The organism is Bradyrhizobium sp. USDA 4501 (assembly GCF_054062115.1).
On sequence record NZ_JBSSEX010000001.1, the window covers coordinates 4,057,400 to 4,071,262 of the forward strand.

General features: G+C 65.7%; 11 protein-coding genes and 1 tRNA gene. 9 read left to right on the forward strand and 3 right to left on the reverse strand.

Features of this window, described 5'->3' with window-relative positions:
- The first annotated feature begins 9 nt into the window (after positions 1-9).
- The 3 genes from ACVWZM_RS18655 to ACVWZM_RS18665 all read left to right on the forward strand — a co-directional run bounded on the left by ACVWZM_RS18655 (position 10) and on the right by ACVWZM_RS18665 (position 2,495).
- Positions 10-1,791, forward strand: a complete 1,782-nt coding sequence (locus ACVWZM_RS18655) for a heme biosynthesis HemY N-terminal domain-containing protein (protein ID WP_456854168.1) — start codon at positions 10-12, stop codon at positions 1,789-1,791.
- Positions 1,792-1,900: 109 nt separating this feature from the next.
- Positions 1,901-1,976, forward strand: a tRNA-Thr gene (locus tag ACVWZM_RS18660).
- Positions 1,977-2,108: 132 nt separating this feature from the next.
- The gene (locus ACVWZM_RS18665) at positions 2,109-2,495 is read left to right on the forward strand and encodes a hypothetical protein (protein ID WP_156436600.1); all 387 of its coding nucleotides are present in this window, start codon (positions 2,109-2,111) and stop codon (positions 2,493-2,495) included.
- A 50-nt stretch (positions 2,496-2,545) separates the two neighbouring features.
- Here the strand turns inward: ACVWZM_RS18665 and ACVWZM_RS18670 are convergent, their stop codons facing one another.
- Positions 2,546-3,613, reverse strand: a complete 1,068-nt coding sequence (locus tag ACVWZM_RS18670) for a hypothetical protein (RefSeq protein WP_245311986.1) — start codon at positions 3,611-3,613, stop codon at positions 2,546-2,548.
- Between the two features lie 555 nt (positions 3,614-4,168).
- Positions 4,169-5,221 (reverse strand): polysaccharide deacetylase family protein, encoded by a 1,053-nt coding sequence (locus tag ACVWZM_RS18675; protein WP_057021319.1) that lies wholly within the window; start codon positions 5,219-5,221, stop codon positions 4,169-4,171.
- Between the two features lie 312 nt (positions 5,222-5,533).
- Here ACVWZM_RS18675 and ACVWZM_RS18680 point away from each other — a divergent pair, with 312 nt between their 5' ends.
- Positions 5,534-5,749: a cysteine rich repeat-containing protein gene (locus ACVWZM_RS18680; protein ID WP_057021318.1), complete on the forward strand. Its 216-nt coding sequence runs from the start codon at positions 5,534-5,536 to the stop codon at positions 5,747-5,749.
- A 137-nt stretch (positions 5,750-5,886) separates the two neighbouring features.
- Here the strand turns inward: ACVWZM_RS18680 and ACVWZM_RS18685 are convergent, their stop codons facing one another.
- The gene (locus tag ACVWZM_RS18685) at positions 5,887-7,566 is read right to left on the reverse strand and encodes an MFS transporter (protein WP_456854171.1); all 1,680 of its coding nucleotides are present in this window, start codon (positions 7,564-7,566) and stop codon (positions 5,887-5,889) included.
- 160 nt (positions 7,567-7,726) lie between these two features.
- Here ACVWZM_RS18685 and ACVWZM_RS18690 point away from each other — a divergent pair, with 160 nt between their 5' ends.
- From ACVWZM_RS18690 to ACVWZM_RS18710, 5 genes are all read left to right on the forward strand, one after another.
- On the forward strand, positions 7,727-9,133 hold the full coding sequence (locus ACVWZM_RS18690) for a hydrolase (RefSeq protein ID WP_456854173.1): 1,407 nt from the start codon (positions 7,727-7,729) through the stop codon (positions 9,131-9,133).
- 84 nt (positions 9,134-9,217) lie between these two features.
- Positions 9,218-10,603 carry a cytochrome P450 gene (locus ACVWZM_RS18695; protein ID WP_456854175.1) on the forward strand — a complete coding sequence of 462 codons (1,386 nt, stop codon included), beginning with the start codon at positions 9,218-9,220 and terminating at the stop codon, positions 10,601-10,603.
- 41 nt (positions 10,604-10,644) lie between these two features.
- Positions 10,645-12,054, forward strand: coding sequence for an adenylate/guanylate cyclase domain-containing protein (locus ACVWZM_RS18700; protein ID WP_225642287.1), 1,410 nt, complete (start codon positions 10,645-10,647; stop codon positions 12,052-12,054).
- Positions 12,055-12,331: 277 nt separating this feature from the next.
- Positions 12,332-12,835, forward strand: a complete 504-nt coding sequence (locus ACVWZM_RS18705; RefSeq protein WP_016847256.1) for a tellurite resistance TerB family protein — start codon at positions 12,332-12,334, stop codon at positions 12,833-12,835.
- A 226-nt stretch (positions 12,836-13,061) separates the two neighbouring features.
- The gene (locus ACVWZM_RS18710; protein ID WP_076834982.1) at positions 13,062-13,841 is read left to right on the forward strand and encodes an SDR family NAD(P)-dependent oxidoreductase; all 780 of its coding nucleotides are present in this window, start codon (positions 13,062-13,064) and stop codon (positions 13,839-13,841) included.
- Positions 13,842-13,863: the final 22 nt, after the last annotated feature.

Genomic DNA, 13,863 nt, shown 5'->3' on the forward strand with positions numbered 1-13,863 from the left:
AGGTCTTTGATGATCCGGATCATTCTGTTCCTGCTGCTGATCGCGCTCGCTGCAGCGGGTGCGGCCTGGATGGCCGATCAGCCCGGCGATCTCGTGCTGAATTGGGGCGGCTTGCGGCTGACGTCCAAGCAGCCGATGTACCTGCTCGGCCTCGTCGTCGTCGTCGCGATGGTCGCCGGCGTGATCCTGCGCGGGCTCTGGAAGATTCCCTCGCACATCCGTCGTGGCCGGCGCGAGCGCCGTCACGCCCGCGGCCGCCACGCCATCACGCAAGGCCTGCTTGCGATCGGGCATGGCGATTCCTCGGCGGCGCGCGCGCATGCCGAAGTGGCGCGGCGCCACGCCGGAGGCGATCCGCTGGCACTGCTGCTGCACGCGCAATCGGCGCAGCTCGACGGCGACCGCGACGGCGCGCAGCGCGCCTTCCGCGCCATGGCCGGGCGCGAGGACACGCGGCTGCTTGGATTGCGCGGTCTGTTCATCGAGGCGCAGCGCGCCGACGATCCGGTTGCGGCCGTGATGATCGCCGAGGAAGCGCTGAAAATGTCGCCGTCGTCGTCATGGGCTTCGCATGCGGTGCTCGGCTTCTGCTGCGCCAAGGGCGATTGGGCCGGTGCGCTGTCGATCATCGACAACAACCAGAGCGCCGGATTGATCGACAAGGCGACCTATCGGCGGCAGCGCGGCGTGCTGCTGACGGCGCGCGCGCTGGAGTTCGAGACCGTCGATCGCGACCTGTCGCGCGCGAGCGCGATGGAGGCGGTCAAGCTGGCGCCGACGCTGATCCCGGCCGCCGTGCTCGCGGCGAAGTTCGAGAGCGAGGCGCATCAGGTGCGCCGCGCGATGCGCATCGTCGAGACCGCGTGGCTGGCGCAGCCGCATCCCGATCTCGCCGACGCCTATTCGCATGTGCGGCTCGGCGATTCCGCGCGCCAGCGCCTGGTGCGGGTCGAGACGCTGGCGGCGAAAAAACCTGGCCATATCGAGGGCGCGCTGGCGATCGCGCGCGCCGCGATCGACGCCGCCGAGTTCGCCAAGGCGCGCGCGGCGCTGGAGCCGTTTGTCGCGGCGCCGACCCAACGCGTCGCGCTGTTGATGGCCGAGATCGAGCGCACCGAGCATGGCGACAGCGGCCGGGCGCGGGCCTGGACCCTGCGCGCCGTGCGCGCGCTGCACGATCCGGTCTGGACCGCCGACGGTTATGTGTCGGACCGCTGGCGCCCGGTCTCGCCGGTCACCGGCCGGCTCGACGCCTTCCAGTGGCAGACCCCGGTGGCGGCGCTGCCGTCCGACAAGGGCCATGCGATCGAGCCGTCGCCCTTCGAGGAGGCGATGCTGGCGCCGCGCCGGGTCGAGCCGCCAAAGGAAGTCGCCAGCGAGCCGGCGGACGCCAAGCCGGCCGAGCCGGTCGAGGTGAAGCAGGTCGAGGCGAAGCCAGTCGAGCTCAACCCCTTGGAGCCGGCCGCGCCGACGGTGCAGGATAACGCCCCGCTGCCGGCGGCCATCGAGGCCGGGCCCGCCCCGGCCTCGGCCGAACCCGCCGCGCCGGAACCGGCTCCCCCTCCAGCCGCCGAATCGGCGCCCCCGGCGCCGGCCCCCTTGTTCCGGTCCCGGACCGACCTGCCCAAGGCCGCACCGGCGCCCATTCCGGCCGTAATCCCGATCATCCGGGCCCCTGATGACCCCGGGGTCGACGAGGACGGTCCGGTCGACGAATTTGCGGAACAAATCGGCCCGCCCAAGGCCCAGGTGGGCGGTTGGCGCGGATTTCTGTCACGTTTGGGAAGCTAATTCGGGGTTAGGTTAACGGCTGTATGGTTCGATACCCGCGTTGTCCTTGCCAATCGGGGTCATGCCCGATATCAGGTGGCCGCGTGATCCGGCCGTTGCCGAACGGTTCGCCGCAATAGCTCAGTTGGTAGAGCACGTCATTCGTAATGACGGGGTCGGGGGTTCGAGTCCCTCTTGCGGCACCATTTCCCAGCCAGAAGTGAAGCTTGCTCCCAGCGCGCATCAAGGCGCCCGGATACGACTTGCTCAGAGCGTCGAACCCCTCGCTCGCGCCGGTAGACCAAGTTCTAGAGGCGCTATTTCAAGGGGTTGGGCAGATGCTTCCGAAAATCGCCCACGTGATAATCATAGGGCTCTCTGAAGAAGAGCGCGGCAAGCTCGATGAAAGCACCCGCAAGATACTTCACTTCAGCGATCCTTCCTGGGAATACAAATCGTACGGCTGCGACACCTTGCAGGAAGCCGCGGCGATCGCGAAAGACATGGCGCGAGTCGATATCGTTTATGTTGCGGGGGGAGCTGAGTCCGAATCCATACCGTACGAAAAGTTCGGTCTCGAACTTGACTACGAGATACTAGGGGAGCTGATGGAAAATCATTCCAGCAAGCCGGTGGTCAGCTATGCGAGGCCTGATCGGCCGAACAAGCTCGCAACAGCGATCTTTGCGCTTTGGCGTGACCGCAGCAAGTCAACCTCAGCTTGACGGCATCGATGTTCTTCTCAACCGGGCTCGCTCGGGCCGCCCGCTGAAGCCTAGATCCGCACCCCACACAATCCGCTCATGATCGCGATCGCGACCAGCCCGCCTATCGCGAGCCCGGTTGCCCAGATCCGGTTGGCAACCGCCGTGGCAACGCCGTGCGCGATCAGAACGCCGCGTAATCCCGACGTGAGATGCGCGAGGACGAAGAAGACGCCGAGCGCGTAGTGCGGCACCAGGCGAATGCTCCAGGCGTCGTGGATCAGGCCGGTCGGTGCGCCCGACGCCCAGGCCCAGTTGGTGTCGATGTGGTGCACGGCGCGCGCCGAGACCAATGCGGAATTCAGATGGGTGACGATGAACGCCGCGAGGTAGACGCCGGAGCCGATCTGAAACACGCGGTATGCATCCGCAGGCGCCGAGCTCCAGCGCCAGGCGAGCCGCATCCCGACGGCGACCTGGAACAGCATCAATACGACGAGGATGGGCTCCACCACGGACGACCGATAGACGGTGCGCCCCGCCTTCATCACGGCGGCATGAACATCAGGTCCGAGCCAACCCAGCAGATGATTGGTGAGATGGAATGCGACGTAGAAAAGGATGATTGCTGCGGCGACGCCATGTGTCACGCGCCATTTGGCGATAGAGGGCGCAATCGCGGCTGACCTTGCCGGGCGCTCTTGCTCGCTGCCGAACAGCACATAGAGGCACGCGACGAGCCAACCCGCGACCCAGACAATCTCGTCACTGACAGGGATGTGCAGCAGGCCGAGACCGACGCCGGTCAGCACGAACAAGGGCGGCGCGGCGATGCCGAGGTAGGCGAGGCGCCGGGCGCGCAGCGCGAACGATGACGGTGCGGCCTTGGTCATCCAATGAGCGCAAGCCAGAGCCAGCAAGGGCGCGGCGGTCGCGGCCAACAGGCAAAGCGCCGCCAGGGCCAGTCGCCCAAACGACATCGGACCAGCAGCGGGAGAGACCGCGAGGTGAAATGCATCGAGCAGGAACGGATAGGCCATCGCTCCAGCCGCCGGGACCATCGAACGCAGCTTTTCGGCGGCCGTATTCGCCAAGCCATCGCCGCCGGGCCGTACGCGGCCTTGTTCGAGTGCACTCACTGAGCTCTCCAAGGTTCGGGCATCGTGAAAGAGAGGGCCAAACCGACGAATCTATTCCCGGATCATCGTCGAAGGCGCGGCACACAGGCTGGTGCTGCAGATGCCGGCGTGCACGGGCAAGCGGCGTTGCGCCGAGACCATGTCTCAAGGCGCAAAAACTACAGCGATACGGGCCCACCGATAGGACCGAGTTTCAACAATCCGACTGGACCACGCCAACCCGTCGGCAACTGCTGTGCTGACAGCGTGATGCATCTCACAAAATGGGCTCGACGTGGCTGGTCTCCCCCACCAACGGGCGAGGGATGCGTGATTTCGGAATATTGGAAATGTATCCCTGATTTGCCCGACGGGTCAAGTTGCCTTGTCGAGCGCCGGCATCCGCCAGCTCCTTTGCATGGGGTTGTTTTCGATATTTTGGTGGAGCCGCAGCCGCCGGGCGCGATGGTGCCACTCTCGAAGGCGCACAGGCGCAGAAGGTGGCTGCGATCAGAAAGCGAAAGCGCCCCTGGATCGGATCCAGGGGCGCTTTGAGTTGAGAGTGTGTTGGCTGCGTTACTCGGCGACCGTCTGCACGACGTTGCCGATCGGCCGGCCCGTTGCGATCGGCTTCTCGGTCTTCGCCATCATCGCGTCGTATTCGGGCAGCGTCTCGAGCTGGGTCTTGGCCTTCATCCAGACCACCTTGTAGCCGCCGGCCTTGAGCTTGCGGAGCAGCGTCGGCAGCGCCTGCGCGGTGTGCTTTTGCAGGTCGTGCATCAGGATGATGCCCTTGTGCTCCTTGTCGAGCTTGGTCATCACGTTGTTGATCACCTCGTCCGCGCTCTTGGACTTGAAGTCGTTGGAGTCGACGTCGACCGAGAACATCGCGATGTTGCGGGTGCCGAGATAGGCGGTTGTCGCCGGGGTGTGCGCCAGCGCCGGGAAGCGGAAGAACGGAGCAGGGTTGGCACCCAGCGCCAGCTTCACCGCGCTAAAACCCTTTTCGATCTCGTCCTTGGCCTGCTGCTCGGTCAGCTTCTTGCTGGCGAGATGCGCATGCGACCAGGTATGGGCGCCGATGGTGTGGCCGGCGGCGGCGACCTGGCGCAGGATGTCCGGGTGATAGGTAGTGTGCAGGCCGATCGGGAAGAACACCGCCTTGGTGCATTCGTCGGCCAGCGCCTTGAGCACGGCCGGCGTGGTCGGCCACGGACCGTCGTCGAAGGTCAGCACGACCTCCTTGTCGGTCAGGAAGTCATACTGCTTGTACTGCAGGAAGCCGAAGCCCGGGCCGCCATTGGTGTCGACCACGACGGTGCGGCTGATGCCGAGCGCGTCGGGGTTGGCGCATTTGGCCGCGGCCGCGACGGGGGCCGGCGCCGGCGCAGGAGTGGCGGCCGGGGCCGCGGCCTGAGTGGCATCGGCGCGCTTCGACAGCGCTGCGGTCGTCTCGACATCGTCCCTGGCGGCCTGTTTTGCCGCCGCGGGAAGCGGATCGGCCTTGGCCGCAGCCGTGGTTTGCGGAGGAGCCGCGTCGGCACGCGGCGAGGAGGTCCAGAACCACACGCCGGCGATCACGATCGCCGTTACAACACTGGCCAGCATCAGGCCCAACGCACTACGCATCGCTACACACTCTCTCGGAACTTAAGGATACGCCACAGCCGTAACGAGCGATTAATGCCAACAAGGTCTTAACGCGATCCCAACAAGGCGCCGGAAGGACAAGAAAAAGCGGGCGCTACCATGCGTGATGACCGTCACAGTCGGTTTCAAGCTTCTTCGCGGCACGGAAACGCTATAGAACCGGCGTCGCATTCCCTGGAGCCGTTTCCGCTGCGATGAAATCAGAACGGGGCTCCGGATTTCCTATTTGACGCGTTTTCTTCACGCGACCCGGCACCCCTTCGCGCGAAAACGCTTGAGAGGCTTTGAGAGATGACCCGATTTCTGTTTGCCGTCGTTCCGCTGGTTTTGTTGACGTCGGCCGCCCCGGCGCAGCAGCAGGGGCGCGATGCCTGCTCACGCGATGCCTCGCGGTTCTGCCGCGCCCATCTCAGCGAGGGCGATCAGGTCGTGCTGGCCTGCCTGAAGGAGCATCGCAGCCGCCTCAGCAAGGCCTGCCAGCAGACGCTCGCCGATCACGGGCAGTAGACCCATCAGCTGTCATTCCGGGGCATCGTGGAGCGATGAACCTCAGATGCGCAACGGCGCATCGGGGAATCTCGAGCTGATAATCTCCAGATTCCGGGTTCGCGCTATTCGCGCGCCCCGGAATGACAATGGAGAGACTACGTGCTGCTGCCCGCTGCGGTCGCGACCACCGGGATCACCTCCTTGGCGGCGCGGTCCGGGGTCTCGTCCTTCCAGCGCACCGATCCGAACGGACGCTCCAGCATCCGGCGCACGCGGATCGGCTCGGCGCCGATGTGGAAGTCGGCGGCCTTCTGATGCAGTTCGCGCTCGATCTGCGTGGCGCGGTTGCGCTGGCGCAGGAAATCGAGCCAGGTCGGGCAATGATAGCGCTCGGTCCACAATTCGGGATCGGCGATGTCGCGGGCAATCGACCAGCCATAGGCGCCGTTGCGCTGGCGGCTGAGCTGCACGTCCTGCATCACATTGTGGAAGGCGCGGGCATTGTCTTGCGCCACCCGGTATTCGATCTCGACCACCAGCGGCCCGCTGCGCCCGCTCAGTTGCAGCCGCACCTCGGGATCGGCCAGCGCATCGGTCGCGTCCTCGTTGCGTGCGCCGATCGGCGGCATCCTGAGCCAGATGCCGAGCAGCGGCGACAGCAGCATCAGACCGGCGGAGATCAACAGCGCCATCTCGACGCCGCCGACATCCGTGATGCGGCCCCAACACCAGCTGCCGATCGCGATGCCGCCGGCGATCGCGGCCTGGAAGGCCGCCAGCGAACGTCCCGCGACCCAGCGCGGTGCGGAGAGCTGCACGCCGATATTGAACAGCGCGATCGCCAGCATCCACACCGCTCCGGCAACGACCAGCGCGGCGGCGGTGATCACCGGCTGCTTGCTCACGGCAACCGCGGCGATCGCCGCGCCCATCGTCAACGCACAGACGCGGATGGCGGCTTCGCCGCTGAGCCGGCTGCGGATCTCGCTGATGTTGAGCGCGCCGATCACCGCGCCCATGCCGAAGGCGCCGAGCATGATGCCGTAGGTCTGCGCGCCGCCATGCAACAGATCACGCGCCACCAGCGGCATCAGCGCCGAGACCGAGCCGCCGATGATGCCGGTCACCATGGTGCGGGTCAGCACGATCTTGATCGACGGCGAATTGGTGATGTAGCGCACCCCGGAGACGATGGCGCGGTTCAGCCGCTCGCGCGGCAGCCGCGACGGCTCGCTGACGCGATTCCACAGGAACAGCACGACGAGCAGCGGCAGGTACAGCACGGCATTGGCGGCGAAGGCGGCCACGGCGCCCGCGGACGCCACCACGATGCCGCCGATCGCCGGACCAAAGCTGCGCGCGATGTTGTAGCTGATGCCGTTCAGCGCGACCGCCGCGGGCAGCGTCTCCGGCGGCACCTGCTCGCTGACCGAGGACTGCCAGGCCGGGCCGAACAGCGCCATGCCGCTGCCGACGACGAAGCACAGCGCGAGCAGGATGTTCGGCGTTACCAGATTGAGCCAGACCAGCACGGTCAGGATGGTGGCGCCGGTCAGCGCGATCGCCAGCGACACCAGCGCGACGATGCGGCGGTCGTGCATGTCGGCGATGGCCCCGGCCGGCATCGAGATCAGCATCACCGGCAACATCAAGGCGGTCTGCACCAGCGCGACCTTGTCGGCCTCCGCGGTCATCTGCGTCATCGCCCAAGCGGCGCCGACGCCCTGGATCAGGATGCCGAGATTGGAGAGCAGGCTCGCGAGCCAGATTCGCCTGAAGATTGAATGCCGCAACGGTGCAGTGATACTATCGGAGCGATCGCGCGGTTCGGTCATATCCAGTTCCGGTTGGCCTGCTATGGCTTGTTGGACGATTCCGGCTGCACCAACTGATGCCCGCGAAACGCGTGTTCTGTCCAGCGATTACGGCATCCTTGGCGGGGACAGGGCACAGCTAAGGCACTGAAAGAGCTGAGGAAGGCTTGGGGAGGGGGCAATGGCGCTGTCGCGGCGGAGAATATTGCAAGGGGCCGGCGCCCTGTCCCTGCTGGCCGGCCGCCTCGGCGCCCCGGCCTTGGCTCAACCGGTCTTGGCTCAGTCGGCCTTCGCTCAGTCGGCCTTGGCTCAGCCGGCGCCCGCCGGTGATACCCCGCCGATCCTGTTCGTGCACGGCAATGGCGATCACGCCCCGCTCTGGATGACGACGCTGTGGCGGATGGAATGCAACGGGGTGCCGCGCGAGCGCATGGCCGCGATCAATTTCACCGATCCGCTGGCACGCACCGACGACAAGATCGAGCAGGCGAGCCGCTCCTCGACCGAGGATCAGCGCCGCGAGCTCGCCGAGGCGATCAGGGAGCTGAAGCAGAAGACCGGCGCGCCGCGGGTCGCGCTGGTCGGCAGTTCGCGCGGCGGCAACGCGATCCGCAATTACATCAAGAATGGTGGCGGCGGCGACATCAGCCACGCGGTGCTGTGCGGCACGCCCAATCACGGTGTGTATGCGTGGGACGACGGGCTCGGCAACGAGTTCAACGGGCGTGGTCCGTTCCTGCGCGGACTGAACGATGGCGACAGCGAAGTGACTGTCGGCACCCTGTTCCTGACGCTGCGCAGCGACGGCCTCGATAAATATGCGCAGGCCGACGGCCGCTTCGTCGGCAAGCCGGGCACGCCGACCAACGTCACGACGGACGGCCCGGCGCTGAAAGGCGCGACCAATCTGGTGCTTGGCGCGGTCGATCATCGCGAGACCGCCTTTCATCCGCGGGCCTTTCGCGAGATCTACAAATTCATCGCAAGGCACGAGCCGTCGCGGATCGAGATCGTGCCGGAGACCGCGGTGAGGCTGAGCGGCCTCGTCACAGGCATGCCCGGCGGCGTGCCGACCAACCGGCCGGTGCCGGGGGCCACGGTAGATATCTATCATGTCGCGGCGGAGACCGGCGAGCGCATCGGCGGCCCGCTGCACAGCTCGCAGACCGGCGCTGACGGTCGCTGGGGTCCGGCGCAGGTCGACCCGTCGTGGCCGCTCGAATTCGTGCTGACGTCACCTGGTACGGCGACGACGCACATCTATCGCTCGCCGTTTACGCGCTCGTCCGAGATCGTGCATCTGCGCGCGGCGCGGCCGCTGGGACCGGCCGATGCCGGCGCAGGCGCGGTTGTGCTGATGTCGCGGCCGCGCGGCTATTTCGGCCTGCCGCGCGATATCGTGCTGTTCGACGGCAAGGAGCCGGCCGATGTAAAGCCGGGCGTGCCGACCGATTCGGTGACGACGCTGCGGCTCGCCGCGGACGATGTCGGCCGTCCGGTCGCCGCGATCTTCAACGGGGAGCGCATTATGATGCGGGCCTGGCCGGCATCGGAGAATCGCATTGCGGTCGCCGAGCTGACTTATTAGGTCTGGTGCAGGGTCCGCGCGCCTTCATGGCGCCGGGATCGCATGGCCGGATCGGCCGTCGCGTGAGGCAGGGAAGCGAGGACCATGAGCATAGCCGAGGTCTACGATATCACGGTCACGCGGCGTCCCCTGGTCCCGCCGGCCCCGCCGCGTGCGCCCGACGACATGGGCGCGTTCCAGCGCATGCGGGTGATGCGCAACTCGCCGATCGAGACCTGGGGCCAGCGCGCCTATGAGGACGATATCGTCCAGGGCCGCTTCCTCAAGCACTCGAGCTTCATCCTCAACACGCCGGATGCGATCCGCCATGTGCTGGTCGACAATTACGAGAACTACACCCGCACGCCGGCCGGCCTTCGCGTGCTGCGTCCGATGCTCGGCGAGGGGCTATTGATCGCCGAAGGGCGTGCATGGAAACACCAGCGCCGCACGCTGGCGCCGGCGTTCACGCCGCGCGCGGTGACGACGCTGGTGCCTTACATGATTGCGGCGGTCGACGAGACCATCGCAAAGCTGAACTCCGCCAGCGGCGGCCCGGTCGATCTGCGCGAGGCGATGCAGCGGATGACGCTGGAGATCGCCGGCCGCACCATGTTCTCGTTCGGCATGGATCGCCACGGCGCCGCGCTGCGGGATTTCGTGATGGAGTATGGCAACACGCTGGCGCGGCCGCACATGCTCGATCTGGTGCTGCCGTTGAACTGGCCGACGCCGCAGGATTTCCGCCGCGCCCGTTTCCGCAAGCGCTGGACCGCGTTCGTCGGCATGCTGATGGCCGAGCGACGTGCGGCCGGCAAGGATGACAACGCGCCGGCCCGCGACCTGTTCGACCTGATGGGCGCCGCGCGTGATCCTGAAACCGGCGAGGCCTTCACCGATGCCCAACTCGGCGACCAGGTCGCCACCATGATCCTGGCCGGCCACGAGACGACTGCGACCGCGCTGTTCTGGGCGCTCTATCTGCTGGCGCTCGATCCCCTGACCCAGGAACAGCTGGCGGCAGAAGTCGGGAGCGCGGCGACGTCTGGCGCGCTCGACATCGAGCGGCTGAAATTCACCCGCGCGGTGATCGACGAAACCATGCGGCTTTATCCGCCGGCGTTCCTGATCGCGCGTGCGGCGGGCGGTCCCGATACCATCGCGGGCCGTCCGGTCAGGAAGGGTGACGTAATCCTGATCGCGCCGTGGCTGTTGCACCGGCATGAGAAGCTGTGGCGCGATCCGAACGCGTTCGTGCCGTCGCGTTTCATGACGGGAACGCCGCCCGATCGGTTCGCCTATCTGCCGTTCGGGGTCGGCGCGCGGGTCTGCATCGGGGCGCATTTTGCGTTGGTCGAGGCGACGCTAGCGCTTGCGAAGATCATCGGCGCGTTCCGCGTCGCGCTGGCGGACAAGGATCCGGTGCTGCCGATCGGCGTGGTGACGACACAGCCGAGCCGCTCGCCGGTGTTTACGATCAAGCCGCGCTGATCTTGCGCGGCGGTGTCCCAATGCTCATCTAGGGGCTCACCATGAGCGATACGCAGGCCCATTTCGCAGTCCTCAGGCAGACGACCGATCCGGCCGTCGTCGATGCCATGCAGCAGCTGATCGCGGACGGTCATGACCGGGATCTCAATCGCATCAATCTGCTGGATTTCTCGAACCGCACCGGGCTCGACCAGGAGAAGGTAATCTCCGGCTTCCTGCATGCGTCGCGGCTCGGCCTGTTCGACATGAGCTGGAATGTGCTGTGCCCGGGCTGCGGCGGCGTGCTCGATGCGCATTCGACGCTGAAGTCGTTGCGCCATGACGACTACAACTGCGCGCTGTGCGCGGCCGGATACGAAGCGTCCGTCGACGATCTGGTCGAGGTCGCCTTCACCGTCAGCCCGCGCGTGCGCCGCATCGGCGCGCATGATCCGAACACGCTGCCGATCTGGGAATATGTCCGCCAGATGTTCTGGAGCTCGGGCATCGAGCTCAACGAAGACTCGCTGGAGCGCCTGCTCAAGGAGGTGACGCTGGAATCGCTGGAATTGCCGGCCGGCGAAAAGGCGCTGCTGTCGCTGCAATTGCCGAAGCAGTTCCTGATCGTGTTCGAGCCGGTGACGCACTCGGCGCATTTCTTCGACGTGCAGGGCGAGCCGACCACTGAGCGCCAGCAATTCTCGATCGTGTTCAACAAACTGCAGGCGCCGACCGGCACCACGGTGCTGCGGCCGGGGCCGCTCCGGCTGTCGCTGGACAACCAAACCGACACCCGCGTGCTGCCCGCTGTTTGGGTCGCGGCCGATGCGCTGCATGAGCTGCTCGGCAAGCGCAAGCCGATCCTCACCGCGAAGCGGATGCTGTCGAACCAGACCTTCCGTGATGTGTTCAAGGCCGACAACCTCACGGTCGACCAGCGGCTGAAGATCACCGCGCTCACCTTCCTGTTCACCGACCTCAAAGGCTCGACTGCGCTCTATGAACGGGTCGGCGATCTCGCCGCATTCGATCTGGTGCGCGCGCATTTCCACGCGCTGCTCGAGATCATCGCTTCCGAGCACGGCGCCGTCGTGAAGACGATCGGCGATGCCGTGATGGCGACCTTCATCCGGCCAGAGCATGCATTGTCGGCGGGCCTGCGCATGCGGGCGGCGATGAAGCAGCTCAACACCGCGCGCGGCAAGGAAGATCTGATCGTCAAGATCGGCATCCATGAGGGGCCGTGCCTTGCGGTGACGCTCAACGAGCGGCAGGATTATTTCGGCCAGACTGTGAATATCGCAGCCAGGGTGCAGAGCCTGTCGACGTCGCAGGAAATCCATTTGACCCAGCCGGTGATGGAATCGGCTGAGGTCGCGGGCATCCTCGATCGCGCCGCGATCAAGCCGATCCAGAAGGAAGCGGCACTGCGTGGCATTGCCGACAAGCTCGTGGTGTACGAGATACCGTAGTTGAGCACATCGTCATTCCGGGATGGTTCGTCAGGACCAGACCTCAGATGCGCAATTGCGCATCGGGGAATCTCGAGATTCCGGGTTCGATGCCTTCGCATCGCCCCGGAATGACTCAATCCATGTTGCCGAAACGTAATGTCGCAGCGGGAACTTGCGCGGATTGCACCGGTTCTGTTTCCACGCCATATAGATTTCAACGGAGCGGGATCCGGGAAAACTTGATGGCCGGAAGATCACGCTCAATTCAGGCAGGCTTCATTCCACAGAGAGAACGATGCTCGACGGACTTCGCCAATTCATTGCCGATATCGTTTCCCCCGATGCTCAGGCCGACCGCACCTTCGATGACGGCGACTATCGCCTGGCGGCGACGGCGCTGCTGGTGCATGTCGTCTCGCTGGATGGCGAGCCGACGCCTGCCGAGACGCGCAAGCTGCACGGCCTGATCGAGAGCCGTTTCCAACTCGATCGCGGCGCGGCCGACAAGCTGATCGCCTCTGCCATGCGCGTCGAGGGCGAGGCCGTCGATCTCTATCACTTTACCAGTGTGATCATGCGCTCGGTGAACGAGGAGGGACGCCTGCGCATCGTCGAGATGATGTGGGAGCTGGTCTATGCCGACGGTCAGGTCAGCGAGTTCGAGGACAATGTGGTCTGGCGCGCCGCCGATCTGCTCGGCATTTCCTCGCGCGACCGCATCGATCTCAAGCATCGGGTTGCCGAGAAGCAGGCGGCGCTGCCAAAGGGCCCATGGGGCACGGCGGACGCCGCAATCTGACGCGATTGCCCGCGCCGGCGGACGCATCGTCACCGGTATCAGGGATGACGAAATTTTAATGTCCGCCGCGATTGTGGGCGATCCGACTGAAAATCTGGCGTTTCATCACAAAACCAGTGCCTCGCCGCTGTCCACAAGCTTACACACGGCTTGCGTCCCACCGCATGCCTATGCTCTCGTCGGCTTGTTGGGGACCTCACTAGAATTTGCAGTAAGAGTTTGAAACGTGACCGAGCGTGTGACGCTGATAACCGGGGCATCGGCGGGCATAGGCACCGAACTGGCGCGCGTGTTTGCATCGAATGGTCACCGTGTGGCGCTCGTGGCGCGGCGCGCCGACCGCCTGAAGGCGCTCGCCGACGAACTCGGGGCCAAGGGCGGCGCAGCGCCGATTGTGATCCCCTGTGATCTCCAGCACGCCGATGCGGGCGACCGGATCGCGCAGGCCCTGACCGACGCCGGGGTCGAGGTCGAATTTCTCGTCAATAATGCCGGCTTCGGCCTGTTCGGCCGCGCCATCGAGCGCGACCGCGCCGAGCAGCTCAACATCATCAATGTCAATATCCGCGCGCTGACCGATCTGACGCTGCGCTTTGCCGACCAGCTGATCCGCAACCGCGGCGGCATCCTCAATCTCGGCTCGATCGCCGGATTTCTGCCGGGCCCCGGCATGGCCGTGTACTACGCCAGCAAGGCCTATGTGTTGTCGTTTACCGAGGCGTTGCGCTGTGAGCTGGCGCCGCAGGGCGTGCGTGTCACCGTGTGTTGCCCGGGCCCGGTACCATCGGAGTTTCAGGATCGCGCCGGATTTGCCCCTGGATTCGATTCCGCCATCCTCAACGTTTCACCGGAAGAGGTGGCCCGTCAGGCCTATCGCGGGTTGATGGCCAACAAGCGCGCGGTGCTGCCCGGCACCTTCATCAAGCTGGTGCCGTTCCTGCTCCGGCTGTTTCCGCGCGACTTCATCCTGACGGCGGTCGGCGGATTCCAGCTCCGCAAGCGCTAGCTGCCCTGGAAAGCCCACTCGT

What these genes read in the sequence shown, in the direction of transcription:
- ACVWZM_RS18655 (WP_456854168.1), top strand. Translation starts at nt 10, where the DNA reads ATGATCCGGATCATTCTGTTCCTGCTGCTGATCGCGCTCGCTGCAGCG.
- ACVWZM_RS18675 (WP_057021319.1), bottom strand. Translation starts at nt 5,221, where the DNA reads ATGCGTAGTGCGTTGGGCCTGATGCTGGCCAGTGTTGTAACGGCGATC.
- ACVWZM_RS18700 (WP_225642287.1), top strand. Translation starts at nt 10,645, where the DNA reads ATGAGCGATACGCAGGCCCATTTCGCAGTCCTCAGGCAGACGACCGAT.
- ACVWZM_RS18680 (WP_057021318.1), top strand. Translation starts at nt 5,534, where the DNA reads ATGACCCGATTTCTGTTTGCCGTCGTTCCGCTGGTTTTGTTGACGTCG.
- ACVWZM_RS18705 (WP_016847256.1), top strand. Translation starts at nt 12,332, where the DNA reads ATGCTCGACGGACTTCGCCAATTCATTGCCGATATCGTTTCCCCCGAT.
- ACVWZM_RS18695 (WP_456854175.1), top strand. Translation starts at nt 9,218, where the DNA reads ATGAGCATAGCCGAGGTCTACGATATCACGGTCACGCGGCGTCCCCTG.
- ACVWZM_RS18685 (WP_456854171.1), bottom strand. Translation starts at nt 7,566, where the DNA reads ATGACCGAACCGCGCGATCGCTCCGATAGTATCACTGCACCGTTGCGG.
- ACVWZM_RS18690 (WP_456854173.1), top strand. Translation starts at nt 7,727, where the DNA reads ATGGCGCTGTCGCGGCGGAGAATATTGCAAGGGGCCGGCGCCCTGTCC.
- ACVWZM_RS18665 (WP_156436600.1), top strand. Translation starts at nt 2,109, where the DNA reads ATGCTTCCGAAAATCGCCCACGTGATAATCATAGGGCTCTCTGAAGAA.